This window comes from Streptacidiphilus alkalitolerans (assembly GCF_042511045.1).
Taxonomy (GTDB): domain Bacteria; phylum Actinomycetota; class Actinomycetes; order Streptomycetales; family Streptomycetaceae; genus Streptacidiphilus; species Streptacidiphilus alkalitolerans.
Map to the genome: position 1 here is coordinate 145,046 of NZ_JBHEZX010000016.1, position 17,386 is coordinate 162,431.

The window sequence follows — 17,386 nt, forward strand, 5'->3', positions numbered from 1 at the left end:
TGACCGGCGCACCGCATGCCTTCCGTTCCCCCCGCAGCCCTGGCGCTCCCGTGCGCGGAGGCGTTCCCGAGCACGGCCGGATGCCCAAGTACTACGCCGCCAAGGCCCAACTGATGGACCTGCTGCAGGAACTGGGCGAGGGCGGGGTGCTGCCGACCGAGCGCGAGCTGGCCGAGCGCTACGGCGTGGCCAGGGAGACGCTGCGGCTGGCCCTGCGCGAACTGCTGCTGGAGGGCAGGCTGCGCCGGCGCGGCCGGGGCACGGTGGTGGCCGGGCCCAAGATCGAGCAGCCGCTGTCGCTCTCCAGCTACACCGAGGGCGTCCGCAGGCAGGGGCGGCTGCCCGGACGCAGCCTGATCGGCCTGGAGCGCTTCGCGGCCGAGGCGCAGGTCGCGGACGAACTGGAGCTGGCGGTCGGCGCCGAGGTCTGGCACCTGGAACGGGTGCTGCTGGCCGACGACGAGCGGGTCGGCCTGGAGAGCACCTACACGCCGGTGGCCCTGCTGCCCCGGCTGGACCAGGACTTCGACCCCGGCTCCTCCTTCTACGAGTACGCGCGGGAGGCAGCGGGGCTGGCCGCCGGCGGCGGCCTGGAGCGGATCGAGACCGTGTTGGCCACCCCGCGCGAGGCGCTGCTGATCGGCACGCCCCCGGCGCTGCCGATGCTGCTGCTGCACCGCCGCAGCTGGGACGGGGCGGGGCGGGTGTTCGAGCGGGTGCGCACGCTCTACCGGGGCGACCGCTTCAGCTTCACGGCGGAGCTGCGCGGGCACTGAGGACGGACGGTCCGGGAGCGATGAGTTATAACGCATTGGTAACGGGTCTAGTCCAAACGTGCCTGCTTGTTCATGCTGGAGACACCGAGAAATCCCCGGCAGATCATCCAGAGGATCGAAGGTCGGACCCGTGAGAGTCATCGTCGTAGGAGCAGGAGCGCTCGGGACCATGCATGCCTGGCATGCCGTCCAGCGCGGGCATGAAGTCGTCCATCTGGAGCGGGAGGAGCAGGCGCGCGGTGCGTCGGTCCGCAACTTCGGGCTGGTCTGGGTCGGCGGGCGGGCCGAGGGCCCGGACCTGGACACCGCGCTGAGGGCGCGTCAGCTGTGGCAGGGGATCGCCGAGCAGGTCCCCGAGGTGGGCTTCCGGCCCAGCGGTTCGCTCACGGTGCTGCGCACCGAGGCCGAGCACGCCGTCGCCGCCGAGGTCGCGGCCCGTCCGGACGCGGCAGTGCGCGGCTGGGAACTGCTGGACGAGGCCGAGGCCAGGAAGGCCAACCCGGTCCTGCGCGGCGACCTGCTCGGCGCGCTGTGGAGCCCGCACGACGCCCAGGTCGAGCCGAGGGTCACCCAGCGGGCGCTGCAGGCGCACCTGCGGGCCTCGGGTCGCTACACCTTCCTCGGTGGACGCGAGGTCCGCGAGGTGGTCGGCGAGAACGCGGTCCGGGACGACCGAGGTGAGCTGCACAGCGGCGACGCCGTGGTGCTGTGCACCGGGGCGGCACTGGGCGGCCTGGTCCGCGAGCTGGCCCCGGAACTGCCGGTGCGCCGGGTGCGGCTGCAGATGATGCAGACCGAGCCGCTGGACGAGTTGCTGCCCACCTCCGTCGCCGACGGCGACAGCTTCCGCTACTACCCCGCGTACGCCGGGGGCGCGCTGGACGCGCTGAACGCCGCCCAGCCGCAGCACGAGACCGCCGCCGCGCACCGGATGCAGCTGCTGCTGGTGCAGCGCGCGGACGGCTCGCTGACCATCGGCGACACCCATGAGTACGACCAGCCCTTCGGCTTCGACGTGGTCGAGGACCCCTACGCCTACCTGGCCGCCCTCGCCGAGGACCTGCTCGGCCGGCCCCTGCCGCGGATCCGCCGCCGCTGGGCCGGCGTGTACGCGCAGTGCCTGGACCCGACCGCGGTGGTGCACCGGGAGCGGGTGCGCGCCGGGGTGTGGCTGGTGACCGGCCCCGGTGGCCGGGGAATGACCTGCTCGCCGGCCATCGGCGAGGCGACCGCGAACGAGTTGGAGTGGTGATGGGCGACACGGCCCCCAAGCAGGACACCAAGCAGGACACCCGTTTGGTAGTGCTGGACATGGCCGGGACGACGGTCGCCGACGACGGCCTGGTCGAGCGTGCCTTCGACCACGCGGCCGGGGAGCTGGGCGTGGTCCCGGGCAGCCCCGCGCACCAGGAGATGCTGGACTACGTCCGCACCACCATGGGCGAGAGCAAGATCTCGGTGTTCCGGCACCTCTTCCCCAGCGAGGAGCAGGCCCAGCGCGGCAACCGCGCCTTCGAGACCGGCTACGCCGAACTCGTCGGCGCCGGCCACTGCGCCCCGCTGCCGGGCGCCGAGGACACGATCCGCGAGCTGCGGAAGGCCGGCCTCACGGTCGTGCTGACCACCGGCTTCTCCGGCCCCACCCAGCAGCTGATCATCGAGGCCCTGGGCTGGCAGCAGCTCGCCGACCTGGCGCTCTGCCCCGCCGACGCGGGCGGTCGCGGACGGCCGTACCCGGACCTGGCGCTGGCCGCGCTGCTGCGCACCGGGGCGGCGGACGACGTCCGGCAGCTGGCGGTGGTCGGCGACACCGGCTACGACATGCGCTGCGGCGCCTCGGCCGGGGCCGGGGTGGTCGCGGGCGTGCTCACCGGCGCGCACGGCGCGGAGCGGCTGCGGGCCGACGGGGCCACCCAGGTGCTGGGCTCGGTGGCGGAACTGCCGGAGCTGCTGCTGTCCCGGTAGCCGCCGTCCCGTCGGCTGCCGTCCCGGTGGGCGGAACGCCGTACGCCTGTGCGGGGCGGTCCGACTACGCTGGTGATCGTCGGGGCAGCCGAATCCTTACGAGCATGGAGATGACGGACGTGGCGGAACGCAAGCCGGTCGAGTCCTGGCTGACTGACATGGACGGGGTCCTGGTCCACGAGGGGACCATCATCCCCGGCGCCGACGAGTTCATCCGGCGGCTGCGGGAGTCGGGGAAGCCCTTCCTGGTGCTGACCAACAACTCCATCTACACCCCGCGCGACCTGCACGCCCGGCTGGTCGGCATCGGCCTGGACGTGCCCGAGGAGTGCATCTGGACCTCGGCGCTGGCCACCGCGAAGTTCCTGGACGGGCAGCGTCCCGGCGGCACCGCCTACGTCATCGGCGAGGCCGGGCTGACCACGGCGCTGCACCAGATCGGCTATGTGCTCACCGACACCCGCCCGGACTACGTGGTGCTCGGCGAGACCCGCACCTACAGCTTCGAGGCGCTGACCAAGGCGATCCGCCTGATCAACGACGGGGCCCGGTTCATCTGCACCAACCCCGACGAGACCGGCCCGTCCACCGAGGGCGTGCTCCCGGCGACCGGCTCGGTGGCCGCGCTGATCACCAAGGCCACCGGCGTCGAGCCCTACTTCGTCGGCAAGCCCAACCCGCTGATGATGCGTGAGGCGCTGAACACGCTGAACGCCCACTCCGAGTCGACGGTGATGATCGGCGACCGGATGGACACCGACATCAAGTCCGGCATGGAAGCCGGTCTGCGCACGGTGCTGGTGCTGTCCGGCCTCACCCAGCAGAGCGAGGTGGAGCGGTTCCCGTACCGCCCCTCGCGCGTGGTGAAGTCGATCGTGGAGCTGATCGACGAGATCTGACCCGGGATCACTTTCCCCGGTCACCCGTTCGCACGCTGCGGCCCTGCTCCTTCGCTCTTCCGGCGGAGGGGTGGGGCCGTTTGCGCGCGGATGATCCGTCGGATGGCGCATGTCGCTACGCGCTTTGGGCGCTGTTCATCATATTTTGCTCTGGTATGGGTGAATTGCTGATGTGTCAGTTCGGCTGCCCAGGAGCGAGAGGAACTTCCTGATGGCCAAGCTTTGTGCGGCCCTCACCGCCGGTGCAGCCGCGTCCGCCCTGGCCCTGCTGGTCCTGGCCCCCGCCGGGGCCGCGAGTGCGGCGGCCCCGGTCGTACCGGGCGGGGGCGGGGCGACCGGGGGTGGGGTGGCGCTGGTGACCACCGACGTGGCCGGGCCCGCCGCCGCTGCCGCCGCGGCGGCGAACGCGGCCAGGTCCGGGCTGGAGACCATCAGCGTCGACCCCGGCACCAGCCGTCCCGGCGGCGCCGTCGACCTGCGCACCTTCGCCGACTGCGGCGGGGCCCAGGGCGGGACGGTCTCCTCGTCCGCCTTCGCCGCGCCGGTCAGCCTGGCGCTGGCGGCCGACGGCGGGCTGTACGCGGAGGCCGACGTGGTGCGGAAGGTCAGCCCCGGCACCTACGCGGTGCGGGAACTGTGCGACGGCAAGGCCGTCGCGGCCGGGACGCTCAAGGTGGTCGCCCCGGTCGCGCCGGACACCGGCGGGGGCTGGGGGGCGACCCGGGCCGGCGCCGACGCCCTGGGCGGCGCGTCCGGCCGCAGCGCGCTGGCCCTGACCGGGGCGGCGGCGCTGGGCGGCCTGGTGCTGCTGGGCAACCGGCTCCGCGGGTCGTTCTCGGGTTCGGTCTCGGCGCGGAGGGACGGCCGTGGCTGACCGGTCGGGTCCTCGGCTCGGTCCCCGGCTCGGTCCCCGACTGCGGCGTCCGCTGGGGGTGCTGTCCGGCGCGCTGCTGGCCGTCTCGCTCGGCGGGGCGGTGCTCGGGGTGGCCCCCGAGGCGGGGCCCGCCGCCGCGCCGCCGATGCGCCCGGCCGCTGCGGCCGGACACTCGGCCTCGGACGCGGTGCAGCCGGGGACGGCTGCCGCCTCGGGCAAGGGCGCGCCCGCTGCTTCCGCCTCCGCCTCGGCTGCCGCCAAGGCGGCCGTGGCCGCGGCCAGTACCGCCGGGCGGCCGGCCACGCATGCCGCGCTGGTCCGGTCCACGCCGATCACCGTGGCGCTGCCGTCGATCGGGCTGACCGCCCCGCTGATCGGCCTGGGCATGGACAGCAGGGGCCAGGCCGAACTGCCGCCGTTCTCGCAGCCCAAGACGGCCGGCTGGGTACGGGACTCGGCCGCGCCGGGCGCGGTCGGGACCGCGGTACTGGTCGGCCATGTCGACACCAGGACCGGCCCCGCCGTCTTCTGGAACCTCTCGGCCGTGAAGCCGGGCGCCTCGGTCGAGGTCACCCGGGTGGACGGCAGCACGGCGCTGTTCACGGTGGACGCGGTACGGGCCTTCGACAAGTCGACTTTTCCGGCTGACCAGCTCTATGCGCCGGCGAAGGACGCCCAGTTGCGGATCGTCACCTGCGGCGGGACGTTCGACCGCAAGCGGGCCGAGTACACCGGCAATGTGGTGCTGTTCGCGCACCTCAGCGGGGTGCGGGCGGCTGCGGGGCCGGGGGCCGGGCCGGGAGCGGCCTGAGGTTTGCGGCCGACGCTTTCTGCGTACAATGTACGCGACTCGCCGCACCAGCACGGTGGCGGGGACCGAACGTGCCCAGGGAGGCGACCGGGTGGCAGCGCCGCAGCAGCCCGGCCCCTCGTCCGGGCCGGCCCGCCCCCCGGTCTGGTCCCGGCCGCGCACCGGCGGACGCGGCCCGCAGCCCTCGCTCAGCGTCGAGGCGATCGTGGCCGCCGCAGTGGCGCTGGCCGATCTGGAGGGCGTGGACGCGGTGTCCATGCGCCGGATCGCGTCCGAGCTCGGCGTGGGCACCATGTCGCTGTACCGCTATGTCGAGACCAAGGACGACCTGCTCGATCTGATGACCGACCAGGTGATGGGCGAGGACGCCGCAGGCGCCGTCAACACCGGTGACTGGCGCGCTGATCTGCGCGATCTGGCGGTGCGTTACCGGAAACTGATGCTGCGTCACCCCTGGGTGCTGCCGATCGGGGCGAGCCGTCCGCCGATGGGGCCCAATGTGATGCGCAGGAGCGAGCGGATGTTCGGCGTCCTGGACGGGCTCGGCCTCGGCATCGAGGAGATCGCCGGGCTGACCAGCACCGTGGTCGCGTTCGTCCGCGGCGTGGTGCTCGCCGAGACCGCCGAGGCCGAGCTGTTCCGCCGCACCGGGCAGACCAGGGACGACTACCGCCGCGCCGTCGGCCCGTACCTGAAGGAGGTGCTGGCGGCGGGGGAGCACCCGCTGCTGGCCAGGTTCGTCCACGAGGCCGAGGACGAGCCCGACCCGGACCGGGAGTTCCTGGCCCGCCTGGAACACGTGCTGGACGGGGTCGGGGTCGGCCTCGAACGGCTGCGGGGGCAGCAGCCGCAGCAGCCGCAGGGGAACTGAGGAACCGACTGTCAGTGCGGCCCGATACGGTTTGCAGCAGTCGAAGTTGACGTCCTGCCGACGTCGCACCTCCGGAAGGGTCCCTCACCATGCCGTCGCCCGTGCCCGTTGACGAGTTCGCCCTGCCCGCCTCCTGGCAGGGGGTCCTCGCCGAGGAGACGGCCAAGCCGTACTTCCACCAGCTCACCGAGTTCGTCGCCGCGCAGCGCGCCGAGCACCAGGTCTTCCCGCCGGCCGGCGAGGTGTTCTCGGCGCTGGAGTCCACCCCGTACGACAAGGTCAAGGTGCTGCTGCTGGGCCAGGACCCGTACCACGACGACAACCAGGCGCACGGGATGTGCTTCTCGGTGAAGCGCGGGGTCCGGGTCCCGCCGTCGCTGCGCAACGTCTACAAGGAACTCGACGCCGACCTGGGCATCCAGGCCCCCGCCCACGGCAACCTCCAGGCCTGGGCCGACCAGGGCGTGCTGCTGCTCAACGCGGTGCTGACGGTGCGTGCGCACGAGGCCAACTCCCACAAGGGCAAGGGCTGGGAGCAGTTCACCGACGCGGTGATCCGCGCGGTCAACGACCGCGAGCAGCCCGCGGTGTTCGTGTTCTGGGGCAACTACGCCAAGAAGAAGCTCCCGCTGATCGACACCACCCGCCACGCGGTGGTCCAGGGCGCCCACCCCTCCCCGCTGTCCGCCAAGCTCTTCCTCGGCAGCCGCCCCTTCTCCCAGATCGACAAGTCCCTCGCCGACCTCGGCCTCCCCCCGATCGACTGGCGCCTCCCGGCCTAGAGTCTGTCCGGCCCAGCGGTCAGCGGAGGACCCGCTTGCCCTCGATGAATCCGGCGATGTCGGAGACGGGCAGGATGCGAATGCCCTCGGCATGGGGGGCCAGCACGTCACGGTAGGCCGCGAGGTCACCGGGGTCGGAGCTGACGATCACGGCATCGGGGTGCCGCGCGGCGATGACGACGGCGAGCGCGTCCACGGCGTCGGGCCGCTTGCCGGCCGGCAGCCGCGCCTCGCCGAGCAGGTGGCCCGCACGCTTGGCGTCCTCGGGGAGGTGGCCCGCCTGGCACACTCCGCAGGCGGGTGCCGCGTCGGAACGTGCGCCGAAGACGATGCACTCCTGCGTGGCACGCGTCAGCGGTGTCCAGCGCCCGGGTCGCCAGGCCTGGGCGAGGACGGGGAGCGGGACGACCGGCGGATGGCCGGGGCCGACCAGTCCGGCATGGAGCAGCCGGGCCGGCCTCTCCCGCCGCTCCAGTGCGATCAGCATCCCGGTGTCGTAGACGAACACCGCTTGACTCACGCGGCCGACTCCTGGCTGTCGGGGGCCATCGCGCGGGCGATGCCGGCCCGGGCGGCGGCGATCTCCTCGGGGCTGAGGTCGTCCCCGTGGCCGTCGCCGTCGCCGTCCCCGTCCGCGGACGAGGCGGGTGCTGTCTCGCTTGCCACTATGGCGGAGTCGATCCGCGACCAGCGTTCGGCCACCAGGCGGTCCTCGGTCATCTGCCTGCGCACGGCCGCGACGACATAGGCGGACACATCAAGGCCCATCTCGTCGGCGTGGGCCTTGACCGCCCGGCGCACATCGGGATCCATGCTGATGCTGAACCGCTCCTTGGTGGCCATGGCTCCAGCGTAGCACTCCGTGTTACGTTCCCTGGTTCGGCGAGGAAGGTGAGGGAACGGTCAGGTGTGGATCTTGGTGGCGGTGGCTGCGCGGAGTTGGGGGAGGGTGGTGCCGGGGGTGAGTTCGACCAGGTGGAGGCCGTGCGGGGTGGGGTCGAGGACGGCGAGGTCGGTGATGACGCGGTGGACCACGGCGCGGCCGGTGAGGGGGAGGGTGCAGCTGTCGAGGATCTTGGGGGTGCCGTCCTTGGCGGTGTGCTCCATCACCACGACGACCCGACGGGCGCCGTGGACCAGGTCCATCGCTCCACCCATGCCCTTGACCATCCGGCCGGGGATCATCCAGTTGGCCAGGTCGCCGGTCGCCGAGACCTGCATCGCGCCGAGGATCGTCACGTCCACCCGCCCGGCCCTGATCATCCCGAAGGAGGCGGCGGAGTCGACGTACGCGGCGCCGGGGCGGACGGTGACGGTCTCCTTGCCGGCGTTGACCAGGTCCGGGTCCTCGGCGCCGGCCCGGGGGTAGGGGCCGACGCCGAGGACGCCGTTCTCCGAGTGCAGCACCACATGGACGCCCGGCGGGAGGTGCCCGGGGACGAGGGTGGGCAGGCCGATGCCGAGGTTGACGTACTGGCCGTCGCGCAGCTCGGCGGCGGCGCGGGCGGCGAGCTGGTCGCGGGTGAGCGGGGGCATGGGGGTCAGTCCTCCTGGAGCAGGGTGCGGCGTTCGATCCGCTTGTCGGCCGGGTCGGCCCGGACGATCCGGTCCACGTAGACGCCCGCGAGGTGCACCGCGTCCGGGGGGATCTCGCCGGGCTCGACGATCCGCTCGGCCTCGACCAGGGTCAGCCGTCCGGACATCGCCGCCAGCGGGTTGAAGTTGCGGGCCGCGGCGTGGAAGACCAGGTTGCCGTGACGGTCCGCCAGCTCGGCCCGGACCAGGGCGAAGTCGGCGCTGATCGCCTGCTCCAGCAGATAGCGGCGACCGCCGAACTCGCGTACCTCCTTGGGCGGTGAGGCCAGCGCCACGGCACCGTCCGGGGCGTAGCGCCAGGGCAGGCCGCCGGTCTCGACCTGGGTGCCGACCCCGGCCGGGGTGAAGAAGGCGGGGATGCCGCTGCCGCCCGCCCTGAGCCGTTCGGCCAGGGTGCCCTGCGGGGTCAGCTCGACCTCCAGCTCGCCGGACAGGTACTGCCGGGCGAACTCCTTGTTCTCGCCGACGTAGGACGAGGTCATCCGGCTGATCCGGCCCGCCCGCAGCAGCAGCCCGAGGCCCCAGTCGTCCACCCCGCAGTTGTTGGACACCACCCGCAGCCGGTCCGTCCCGGCGTCGGCGAGCGCGGCGATCAGCGTGGAGGGGATGCCGCAGAGGCCGAAGCCGCCGACGGCGAGCAGCGCGCCCGGCGGTATGTCGGCGACCGCTTCGGCCGCCGAGCCCAGCACCTTGTCCATGCAGCTCTCCTGACGTCGGGTGAGTCGGGGGGTACGTGCTCCACCCTCTGCCAGGTCGTGACGGGGCTGCCATGTCGGTCGGACACATGCCAGAGGGCGGTGAAGCGGTATCCGGCCACATATCGACGGCGGTCCTTCGCTTCTACGGTTCCGGCATCCACCACGATGCCGGGAGCCGGACGCCATGTCGCAGAAGACCCAGAGCCGCCGCCACGCCCAACCCACCTCCAGATCCGCTCTCCTGGTCGCCCTCGCCGCGACCACCGCCCTGCTGGTCGCGGGCTGCGCCTCTGCCGGGACCGCCGGCACGGCCGGGAACGCCGGGAACTCCACGGGCGGGGGCTCCGCCGGGTCCGCCGCGCCGGTGAAGGTCGGACTGCTCTACTCGCGCACCGGGCCGCTCGCCGCCTACGGCAAGCAGTACGAGGAAGCCTTCAAGGTCGGCCTGGCCTACGCCACCGGCGGCACCGGCAAGGTCGACGGCCATGAGATCCAGGTGACCGAGCAGGACGACACCGGCGACCCGGCCACGGCCGTCGCCGACGCCAAGGACCTGATCGGCAAGGGCGCCACCATCATCGCCGGGACCACCGACTCGGGCATCGCCCTGCAACTGGCCCCGCTGGCCGCGCAGAACAAGGTCCTCTACATCGCGGGCCCGGCCGCCACCGACGCGGTGACCGGCATCAACACGTACACCTTCCGCTCCGGCCGGGAGAGCTACCAGGACATCGCCGCCGCGGGCTCCTTCGTCGGTGACCCGCAGGGCAAGAGGGTGCTGGTGCTGAGTCAGAACTCGGCCTTCGGACAGGCGAACGTGGCGGCCGTGAAGGCGGTGCTGGGGGCGAAGGGGGCGACCGTCAGCTCGGTGCTGGCACCGCCCGGCGCCACCGATCTGACGCCGTTCGCGCAACAGGTGAAGGCGGCGAAGCCGGATCTGGTCTATGTGGCCTGGGCCGGGTCGACCGCCCCGCAGCTGTGGACCGCGCTGGACCAGCAGGGCGTGGTGGGCTCGACCAAGGTGGTCACCGGCCTGGCCGGGACCGCCTCGTACCCGGTCTTCGGCAGCGCCGGGGACAAGGTCGACTTCCTGGCCCACTACTTCCCGGGCGCGGGCGGCGGCAACCCGGTCGAGACCGCGATGCTGAACGGCATCACCAAGGCGGGCGGAACTCCCGACCTGTTCTCGCCGGACGGGTTCACCGCCGCGCAGATGATCGTCCGCGCGGTCCAGGGCAGTGCCACCGACACCTCGGCGATGGTGAAGTCGCTGGAGGGCTGGAGTTTCGCAGGACCCGAGGGCCAGGAGCAGGTCAGGGCCGCCGACCACGCCCTGCTGCAGCCGATGTTCCAGGCCACGCTGACCGGGACCGGCGGCGCCGCCAAGCCGGTGCTGACCGCGACCATCGGCAGCGACAAGGTCGCGCCCCCGGCGAAGACCATGGCCGGCTGATGAGCCCCGACGGCGCACCCCCGGTGCTGCGACTCATCGACGTGGGCTGGCGGGTGGGCGGCGCGACGATCCTGGAGCAGGTGACCCTGGATGTCCACGAGGGCGAGTTCCTGGCCTTCATCGGACCCAACGGCGCGGGCAAGACCTCCCTGTTCAACCTGGTCAGCGGCCTCAACCCGACCACCGCGGGACGGATCCTGCTGGACGGCGCGGACATCACCGGGCTCCCCCCGCACGCCCGGGCCCGGCGCGGACTCGGCCGGACCTTCCAGACCTCCAGCCTGTGGCCGGGGATGACCGTCGCCGACCATGTGCGGCTGGCCGCGCAGGCCGCCCGCGGCGGCTCGTACGGGCTGTGGCGGCGGGCCCGCCCGTTCGCGGACGCGGTCGGCGGCACCCTGGAGCGAACCGGTCTCGGCCCCCGCGCCGAGGCCCTGGCCGGCTCGCTGTCGCACGGCGAGAAGCGCAAGCTGGAGCTCGCCGTGCTGCTGGTCGGCGACCCCCGGGTGATGCTGCTGGACGAGCCGATGGCCGGGGTCAGCGCGGAGGAGGTCCCGGCGCTGACCGAGCTGATCCGCTCGCTGCACCGGGACGAGGGCCGCACGGTGCTGATGGTCGAGCACCACATGGACCTGCTGCTCGGCCTGGCCGACCGGCTGGCCGTGCTGCACCACGGCACCCTGCTCGCCCTGGACGCCCCCGACGCCGTGATGGCGGACGCCACGGTCCAGTCCGCCTATCTGGGGGAGGCGCTATGACGGACAGTCAACTCCTGCTCCAGGTACGGGATCTGACGGTGGTGATCGGCGGCCGGCACATCCTGCACGGGGTGTCCCTGGACGTGGCCGCTGCCGGGGTCACCGCTCTGCTGGGGCGCAACGGCGCGGGCAAGACCACCACCGTGCGGGGCATCCTCGGGCTGCTGCCGCGGCAGGGCAGTGTGCTGTTCGACGGGGTGGAGACGGTCGGGCTGCCGACCCACACCCTGGTCCGGCGCGGCATCGGCTATGTGCCCGAGGACCGGGGGATCTTCGCCGGGCTCACCGTCGCCGAGAACCTCAGGCTGGCCGAGCGCGGCCAGGACCCCGCCTACGGGCTGGTCCACGAGCTGTTCCCGGAGCTGAGGCAGCGGGCCCGGCAACAGGCCGGGACGCTGTCCGGCGGCCAGCAGCAGATGCTGGCCATCGGCCGCACCCTGCTCAACGGCAACCGCCTGATCATCGCGGACGAGCCGACCAAGGGCCTCGCCCCGCGCATCGTCAGCGAGGTCGCGGTTGCCCTGGAGCGCGCCGCCGAGGCCGTTCCGGTGCTGCTGGTCGAACAGAATCTGGCGCTGGTACGGCGGTTGGCCGGCGACTGCGTGGTGCTGGCGGACGGCCGCACCGCGCACACCGGGCCCGCGGCCGCACTGCTGGCCGACGCCGAGGCCGCGCGGACGCTGCTCGGCGTCGGCAGACGGCCCACGACCCGGCCCACGACCAGGGAGAGGACGGCCTGATGTCCACCGTCGTGCTGCTGACCCTGACCGGGCTCGGCCTCGGTGCGCTCTACTTCCTGGTCGCCTCCGGCCTCTCGCTGATCTTCGGCCTGATGGACGTGCTCAACTTCGCCCATGGCGCGCTGCTCTCGGCCGGTGCCTACGGCGCCTGGTGGGGCGCCTCGCACGGTTTCGGCTTTCCGCTCGCGGTGCTGTTCGGCACGGCGGTCGGGACGGTCGCCGCGGTGGCGCTGGAGGCCGGGGTGATCCGCCCGCTCTACACCAGGCCGCGGGAACAGGTGCTGGTCACCGTGGGGGTGGGGCTCGCGGTGCCGGCCCTGGTCGCGGCGGTCTGGGGCTCGGACGCGCTCACCTTCCCCGGGCCCCGGTCGCTGTCCGGCACCTTCGGCCTGCTCGGCGCGCGGGTCCCGGTGAACCGGCTGGTGCTGATCGCCGCCGCGCTGCTGGTGCTGGCCGGCCTGGAGCTGTTCCTGCGCCGGACCAGGTTCGGCCTGGTGGTGCGGGCCGGGGTGGAGGACCGGGCCATGGTCACCGCCCTCGGCATCGACGTCCGCCGGGCGTTCACCGTGGTCTTCGCCATCGGCGGGGCCGCCGCCGCGCTGGCCGGCGCGCTCGGCGGGCTGTACTTCGGCTCGGTCGACCCGGGCCAGGGCAGCTCGCTGCTGATCTTCGCCTTCGTGGTGGTGGTGATGGGCGGGATGGGCTCGGTCCGGGGCGCGGCGCTGGCCTCGGTCGTGGTCGGCCTGGTCCAGCAGTTCGCCAACTACTACACCACCGCCGGGCTCGGCGACCTGTCCGTGGTCGTGATGCTCGCCGCCCTGCTGCTGATCCGGCCGCGCGGACTGACCGGGAGGCTCGCATGAGTGCCCTGACCGCCACGGCGGCCGTCGTACGCAACCGCCGGCCGCTGCGGCGGGCGCTGCGCTGGTGGCCGGCCCCGCTGCTGCTCGTGCTGGTGCTGCTCCCGTACAGCGCGCTGCCGCTGCCGGGGCTGCTGGACGGGCCGATCGGCAGCCCCGGCAGTCTGCAACTGCTGGCGCTGTGCCTGACCTTCGGGGCCCTGGCCACCGGCTACGACCTGCTGCTCGGCCGGACCGGGCTGCTCTCCTTCGGGCATGCGCTGTACTTCGCCTCCGGCACCTATGCGACCAACACCTTCATGCTGGAGGCCGGTTTCGGCTTCTGGCCGTCGGCGCTGCTGGGCCTGTTGTTCGGGACCGCGCTGGCGGCGCTGCTCGGCTCGGTCAGCCTGCGGGTCAGCGGCATCGGCTTCTCGATGGTCACCCTGGCCTTCGCCCAGGCCGGGTCGATCCTGGTGTCCCGCGACCCCGGCGGCCTCACCGGCGGTGAGGAGGGCCGGGCGGCGCAGGGCCTGCCGTCCGCGCTGGTCGGCATCCAGCACACCGCCAACCTGTACTGGATCGCCCTGGCCTACCTGGTGTTCACCCTCGCGGTGGTGCACTGGGCGGTGCGCTCGCCCACCGGGCGGGTCTGGGAGGGCATCAGGGAGAACGAGCGCCGGGTGGAGGTGCTCGGCCTGCGCCCGTACGGGTTCAAGCTGGTGGCCTTTGTGCTGGCGGGTGCGCTGGCGGCGCTCGGCGGGGTGGTCTACCTGCTGCTCACCGGCGGTGCCACTCCGCAGGCCACGACCTCGGACTTCACCCTGTCGCTGCTGGTGATGGTGGTGCTCGGCGGCTCGGGCAGCCGCTGGGGGCCGCTGGTCGGCGGGGTGCTCTACACCTGGGCGCAGCACCGGCTCGGCGACCTCGCCGGGTCCGGCGCCATCGCCGGGCTGCCGTCCGTGCTGCGGGTGCCGCTGTCGCAGCCGCTGTTCCTGCTGGGCCTGCTGTTCGTCGCGGCGGTGTACGTGCTGCCCGGCGGTGTGGTTCGGTTGCCGGAACGGATCCGCGCGGTGCGGCGGCGGAACGAACAGCAGCGCGGCGAACGACAGCGCGGCGAACGACAGCGCGGCGAACGACAGCGCGGCGAGGGGAGCACGGCATCGTGACGAGTGGCGCGGGGAAGACCGAGGAACTGGCGGTCCCGGTGGCGGGCGGTGAACTGGCCGTGCTGCGCTGGGCCGCCGCCGACCCGGACGCGCCGGTGGTGCTGGCCCTGCACGGGATCACCGCCAACGGCCTGTCCTGGGCCCGGGTCGCGCACCATCTGGCCGGGCGGGTCACCCTGCTCGCCCCCGACCTGCGCGGCCGGGCCGGCAGTACCGACCTCGGCGGCCCGTACGGCATTCCGGTGCACGCGGCGGACATGGCCGCACTGGTCGGCGCGCTCGGCCTGGACCGTCCCGGCCACCGCCGTCCGGTGCTGACCGGGCACTCCATGGGCGCCTTCGTGGCCGCGCTGACGGCGGTCCGCTACCCGCAGCTGTTCGAACGGCTGCTGCTGGTGGACGGCGGGGTGGGCTTCCTGGTGCCGCCCGGACTGTCGCCGGAGGAGCTGATCACCGCGGTGCTCGGCCCGGCGATGGCCCGGCTGACCATGACCTTCGCCGACCGCGCCGCCTACCGGGAGTTCTGGCAGCGGCATCCGGCCCTCGGGCCGGCCTGGTCGCCCTGGGTGGACGACTACATCCAGCGCGACCTGGTCGGCGAGGAACCGGAGTTGCGCTCCTCCTGCCGGATCGAGGCGGTACGGGTGGACGGCGTGGGCCAGTTCGAGGACGAGGTGCTGGCGGCGGTCGGGAATCTGCGCCTCCCCACCGAACTGCTGTGGGCCGAGCGCGGGTTGATGGACGAGCCGCAGGGCCTCTACGACGAGCGGCGGTTGGACGCGGCCGGGGTCGACCGGCGGCGGATCGAGGTGCGCCGGGTGCCCGGGCTGAACCACTACACGGTGCTGGTCGCCGACGAGGGCGCCCGGCTGGTCGCCGAACGCCTGCTGGTCGCGGCCGGGGTCAGCTGACGGTGACCGGCTCGACGGCTTCGGTCTCCCGGGCCAGCCGCCGCTGCCGCTGCACCACCCGGGCGATCACCGCGCTGATCGCGGTCGCGGCCAGGCAGGACACCGCGAAGCTCAGCCAAGTGGTGTCGAAGGTGTGCTCGTTGAGGAACCCCAGGCCGACTATGTAGGTGGCCCACACCGCCGAGGACACCGCCGACCAGCGCAGAAAGCGGCGCGGCGGCCGGTCGGTGGTGCCGACCGCGAGGTCGAGCACGGTGCGTCCGCCCGGCACGAACCTGGCCACGACGATGGTGCGGGCCCGCTTGGTCTCCAGCGCGGCCAGCAGGTGCGCGGCCGCGCTCGCCGCTCCCGGCTTGCGCTCCAGCCGCCGCTGCGCCCAGGCGGCGCCGCGGCGGGCGAACTTGAGCAGCAGCAGGTCACCGGAGAACGAGGCGAGCGCCACACCGATCCCGAGCAGGAAGGGGGAGGTGTGGGTGTCCGACAGGTGCAGGGTGGCCGCGATGACCAGGGTCCCGCTCGGCACCAGCGGCAGGAAGGCGTCGGAGAGCACCGCGAGCAGCGCCGCGACGAAAAACCATGAGGACGCGAACAGGGCCAACGCCTCGCTCATGCGGACTCCTCATGGTGTTGTCGCATACATGGCGACGCAGGGGTGACGGAAAGGTTTGCCTCTCGCCGAAGGACAACGCTAACCGGTGCCATGATCACACCCGAAACCGGCCCGGCGTGAGCGATGTAACACGACTCTTACCAGCGCCGGGAATGCCGTCCGCCCCAGGTCACCCCTCGTGGTTTTCCGTTCACCGTACGTCTCCTGCCCGGACCGCCTGCCGTCACCCTTGGCACCTATGTTCGGCGGGGTGACCACCATCGCCGCTCCGGGACGGCTGCGGCTCCAGGCGGGTGCGGCGCTGCTGCTCGTCGCGGCGCTGCTGGCTGCCGCACTCAGCGCGTTCGCCACCGCGCGGGCCGATCTGCACCAGCTCGCCGCGGTCTCCGAGCCCCGGGCCGCCGCCGCTGCCGATCTGCACCGGATGCTCGCCGACCTCGACGCCCAGCACGCCGACTCGCTGGTGGTCGGCTACTCCTCGGCCCCGCCGGCGGACGGCTCGGCCCCGGTCCTGGTGGACGACGGCGTGCTCGCCGCCCTCACCGCCCAGGCGGACCGCCGCGAACTGGCCGCGGACCTGACCATGCTGGCGGGCTCGGCGGAGTCCGACGCCGATGTCCAGGCGCTCATCGAGGGCCTCGGCACCTATGACTCCCTGTCCGGCACCGAGGAGTTCTCGACGACCAGTCAGGACGCCCCGGTGGCCGGCCGTCCGCCGGCCCTGGCCCTCGACTACTACGGCCAGGCCGAGGGACTGCTGCAGCAGACGCTGCTGCCCAGGGCCCAGGCCCTGCTGACCTCGGCCGGCGACCGGGTCGCCGCGGACCGCGCCACCGCCGTGAACGACGGGCGGCGCGGGGCGTTACTGCTGGCCGTGGTGGGTGTGCTGGCGCTGGCGCTGCTGGTCTGGTGGCAGCTCGACCTGGCCCGGCGGCACCGGCGGATCCTCAACCCGGCGCTGCTGGCCGCGACGGTCGGGGTGCTGGCCGTGGTGCTGGCCGGAGGACCGGCGCTGCTGGGCGCCGCCTCCGAGGTGGACGGCGCGGTGAAGCAGGGCTACGCCCGCTTCGCGGTGGTCGCCGAGGCCCGGGTCGCCGCGGCGGACGCCGAGGCCGCGCAGAGCCACTGGCTCGTGGACAGTGCCTACCGCCCGTCCCTGCAGGCGCAGTTCGACCAGCTGACGGTGCGGCTCCGCGGGCTCACGGCGGACGCGGCCGGATCGCCGGGAGTGGCCAGGACCCAGCGCGAGTACCTGGCCGCGGACGCACGGCTGCGCCAGCTGGCCGAGGCCGGGCAGTTGGACCGGGCGGCGGCCCAGCTGACCGGTGTGACCCGTGGCCAACTCGCGTTCGCCTACTACGACTTCAGTCGCCAGCTGGGACTGCTCGCGGACTCCTCGGCGGCCAGGTTCGACACCGGGATGTCGGCGGCCGACGACGACCTGTCGGGGTGGGCCGCGATACCCCCGGCGCTGCTCGGCGCGGCGCTGCTGCTGGTGATCGTGGGAGTGCGGCCCAGGCTCGCCGAATTTGCCTGACCCGCAGGGCTGACAGGTGGCCAGCCTTTCAGGATCGCACACCTGTCGGTCTCTTGTCATAGCGTCACTCATTGTTTCTCTGTTTGTCATGCCAGCG

20 protein-coding genes are annotated in these 17,386 nt (G+C 73.2%); 15 read left to right on the top strand and 5 right to left on the bottom strand.

Annotation, left to right across the window (positions count from 1 at the left end; translation table 11 throughout):
• The first annotated feature begins 80 nt into the window (after positions 1-80).
• The 8 genes from ACEZDG_RS29625 (at position 81) to ung (ending at position 6,978) form a co-directional block, all read left to right on the top strand.
• Complete coding sequence (locus ACEZDG_RS29625; RefSeq protein WP_380515272.1) at positions 81-776, top strand: GntR family transcriptional regulator; 696 nt, start codon at positions 81-83, stop codon at positions 774-776.
• Positions 777-906: 130 nt separating this feature from the next.
• Complete coding sequence (locus ACEZDG_RS29630; RefSeq protein ID WP_380515275.1) at positions 907-2,028, top strand: TIGR03364 family FAD-dependent oxidoreductase; 1,122 nt, start codon at positions 907-909, stop codon at positions 2,026-2,028.
• Complete coding sequence (locus tag ACEZDG_RS29635) at positions 2,028-2,741, top strand: phosphonatase-like hydrolase (protein WP_380515278.1); 714 nt, start codon at positions 2,028-2,030, stop codon at positions 2,739-2,741. Before ACEZDG_RS29630 ends, ACEZDG_RS29635 begins: the two co-directional genes overlap by 1 nt.
• A gap of 119 nt (positions 2,742-2,860) precedes the next feature.
• On the top strand, positions 2,861-3,640 hold the full coding sequence (locus ACEZDG_RS29640; protein WP_380515382.1) for an HAD-IIA family hydrolase: 780 nt from the start codon (positions 2,861-2,863) through the stop codon (positions 3,638-3,640).
• 211 nt (positions 3,641-3,851) lie between these two features.
• Positions 3,852-4,514, top strand: coding sequence for a hypothetical protein (locus tag ACEZDG_RS29645; protein WP_380515281.1), 663 nt, complete (start codon positions 3,852-3,854; stop codon positions 4,512-4,514).
• Entirely contained in the window at positions 4,507-5,325 is an 819-nt protein-coding gene (locus ACEZDG_RS29650) for a class F sortase (RefSeq protein WP_380515283.1), read from the top strand. Before ACEZDG_RS29645 ends, ACEZDG_RS29650 begins: the two co-directional genes overlap by 8 nt.
• Positions 5,326-5,416: 91 nt before the next feature.
• Positions 5,417-6,196: a TetR/AcrR family transcriptional regulator gene (locus ACEZDG_RS29655; protein ID WP_380515285.1), complete on the top strand. Its 780-nt coding sequence runs from the start codon at positions 5,417-5,419 to the stop codon at positions 6,194-6,196.
• An 89-nt stretch (positions 6,197-6,285) separates the two neighbouring features.
• The gene (gene ung / locus ACEZDG_RS29660; RefSeq protein ID WP_380515288.1) at positions 6,286-6,978 is read left to right on the top strand and encodes a uracil-DNA glycosylase; all 693 of its coding nucleotides are present in this window, start codon (positions 6,286-6,288) and stop codon (positions 6,976-6,978) included.
• Between the two features lie 19 nt (positions 6,979-6,997).
• Here the strand turns inward: ung and ACEZDG_RS29665 are convergent, their stop codons facing one another.
• The 4 genes from ACEZDG_RS29665 to ACEZDG_RS29680 are packed head-to-tail and all read right to left on the bottom strand — an operon-like array spanning position 6,998 to position 9,272.
• The gene (locus ACEZDG_RS29665) at positions 6,998-7,498 is read right to left on the bottom strand and encodes a hypothetical protein (protein ID WP_380515290.1); all 501 of its coding nucleotides are present in this window, start codon (positions 7,496-7,498) and stop codon (positions 6,998-7,000) included.
• On the bottom strand, positions 7,495-7,821 hold the full coding sequence (locus tag ACEZDG_RS29670; protein WP_380515293.1) for a hypothetical protein: 327 nt from the start codon (positions 7,819-7,821) through the stop codon (positions 7,495-7,497). Before ACEZDG_RS29670 ends, ACEZDG_RS29665 begins: the two co-directional genes overlap by 4 nt.
• Before the next feature lie 60 nt (positions 7,822-7,881).
• Positions 7,882-8,514: a 3-oxoacid CoA-transferase subunit B gene (locus ACEZDG_RS29675; protein ID WP_380515295.1), complete on the bottom strand. Its 633-nt coding sequence runs from the start codon at positions 8,512-8,514 to the stop codon at positions 7,882-7,884.
• A gap of 5 nt (positions 8,515-8,519) precedes the next feature.
• Positions 8,520-9,272: a CoA transferase subunit A gene (locus ACEZDG_RS29680; RefSeq protein WP_380515298.1), complete on the bottom strand. Its 753-nt coding sequence runs from the start codon at positions 9,270-9,272 to the stop codon at positions 8,520-8,522.
• Positions 9,273-9,456: 184 nt separating this feature from the next.
• On the opposite strand from ACEZDG_RS29680, the gene ACEZDG_RS29685 reads away from it, so the two are divergent.
• The 6 genes from ACEZDG_RS29685 to ACEZDG_RS29710 are packed head-to-tail and all read left to right on the top strand — an operon-like array spanning position 9,457 to position 15,142.
• The gene (locus ACEZDG_RS29685; RefSeq protein ID WP_380515300.1) at positions 9,457-10,725 is read left to right on the top strand and encodes a substrate-binding domain-containing protein; all 1,269 of its coding nucleotides are present in this window, start codon (positions 9,457-9,459) and stop codon (positions 10,723-10,725) included.
• Entirely contained in the window at positions 10,725-11,483 is a 759-nt protein-coding gene (locus ACEZDG_RS29690; RefSeq protein ID WP_380515303.1) for an ABC transporter ATP-binding protein, read from the top strand. The genes ACEZDG_RS29685 and ACEZDG_RS29690 overlap by 1 nt, the downstream gene beginning before the upstream one ends.
• Complete coding sequence (locus ACEZDG_RS29695; RefSeq protein WP_380515306.1) at positions 11,480-12,223, top strand: ABC transporter ATP-binding protein; 744 nt, start codon at positions 11,480-11,482, stop codon at positions 12,221-12,223. Before ACEZDG_RS29690 ends, ACEZDG_RS29695 begins: the two co-directional genes overlap by 4 nt.
• Positions 12,223-13,086, top strand: coding sequence for a branched-chain amino acid ABC transporter permease (locus tag ACEZDG_RS29700; RefSeq protein ID WP_380515308.1), 864 nt, complete (start codon positions 12,223-12,225; stop codon positions 13,084-13,086). Before ACEZDG_RS29695 ends, ACEZDG_RS29700 begins: the two co-directional genes overlap by 1 nt.
• Positions 13,083-14,231: a branched-chain amino acid ABC transporter permease gene (locus ACEZDG_RS29705; RefSeq protein WP_380515310.1), complete on the top strand. Its 1,149-nt coding sequence runs from the start codon at positions 13,083-13,085 to the stop codon at positions 14,229-14,231. The genes ACEZDG_RS29700 and ACEZDG_RS29705 overlap by 4 nt, the downstream gene beginning before the upstream one ends.
• A complete protein-coding gene (locus ACEZDG_RS29710; RefSeq protein WP_380515385.1) occupies positions 14,225-15,142 on the top strand; it encodes an alpha/beta hydrolase in 918 nt (305 codons plus the stop codon). Before ACEZDG_RS29705 ends, ACEZDG_RS29710 begins: the two co-directional genes overlap by 7 nt.
• On the opposite strand, the gene ACEZDG_RS29715 is transcribed toward ACEZDG_RS29710, so the two are convergent.
• Positions 15,135-15,752, bottom strand: a complete 618-nt coding sequence (locus ACEZDG_RS29715; protein WP_380515313.1) for a DedA family protein — start codon at positions 15,750-15,752, stop codon at positions 15,135-15,137. The two genes, ACEZDG_RS29710 and ACEZDG_RS29715, sit on opposite strands and share 8 nt — an antisense overlap.
• 250 nt (positions 15,753-16,002) lie before the next feature.
• On the opposite strand from ACEZDG_RS29715, the gene ACEZDG_RS29720 reads away from it, so the two are divergent.
• On the top strand, positions 16,003-17,289 hold the full coding sequence (locus tag ACEZDG_RS29720; protein WP_380515315.1) for a hypothetical protein: 1,287 nt from the start codon (positions 16,003-16,005) through the stop codon (positions 17,287-17,289).
• Positions 17,290-17,386: the final 97 nt, after the last annotated feature.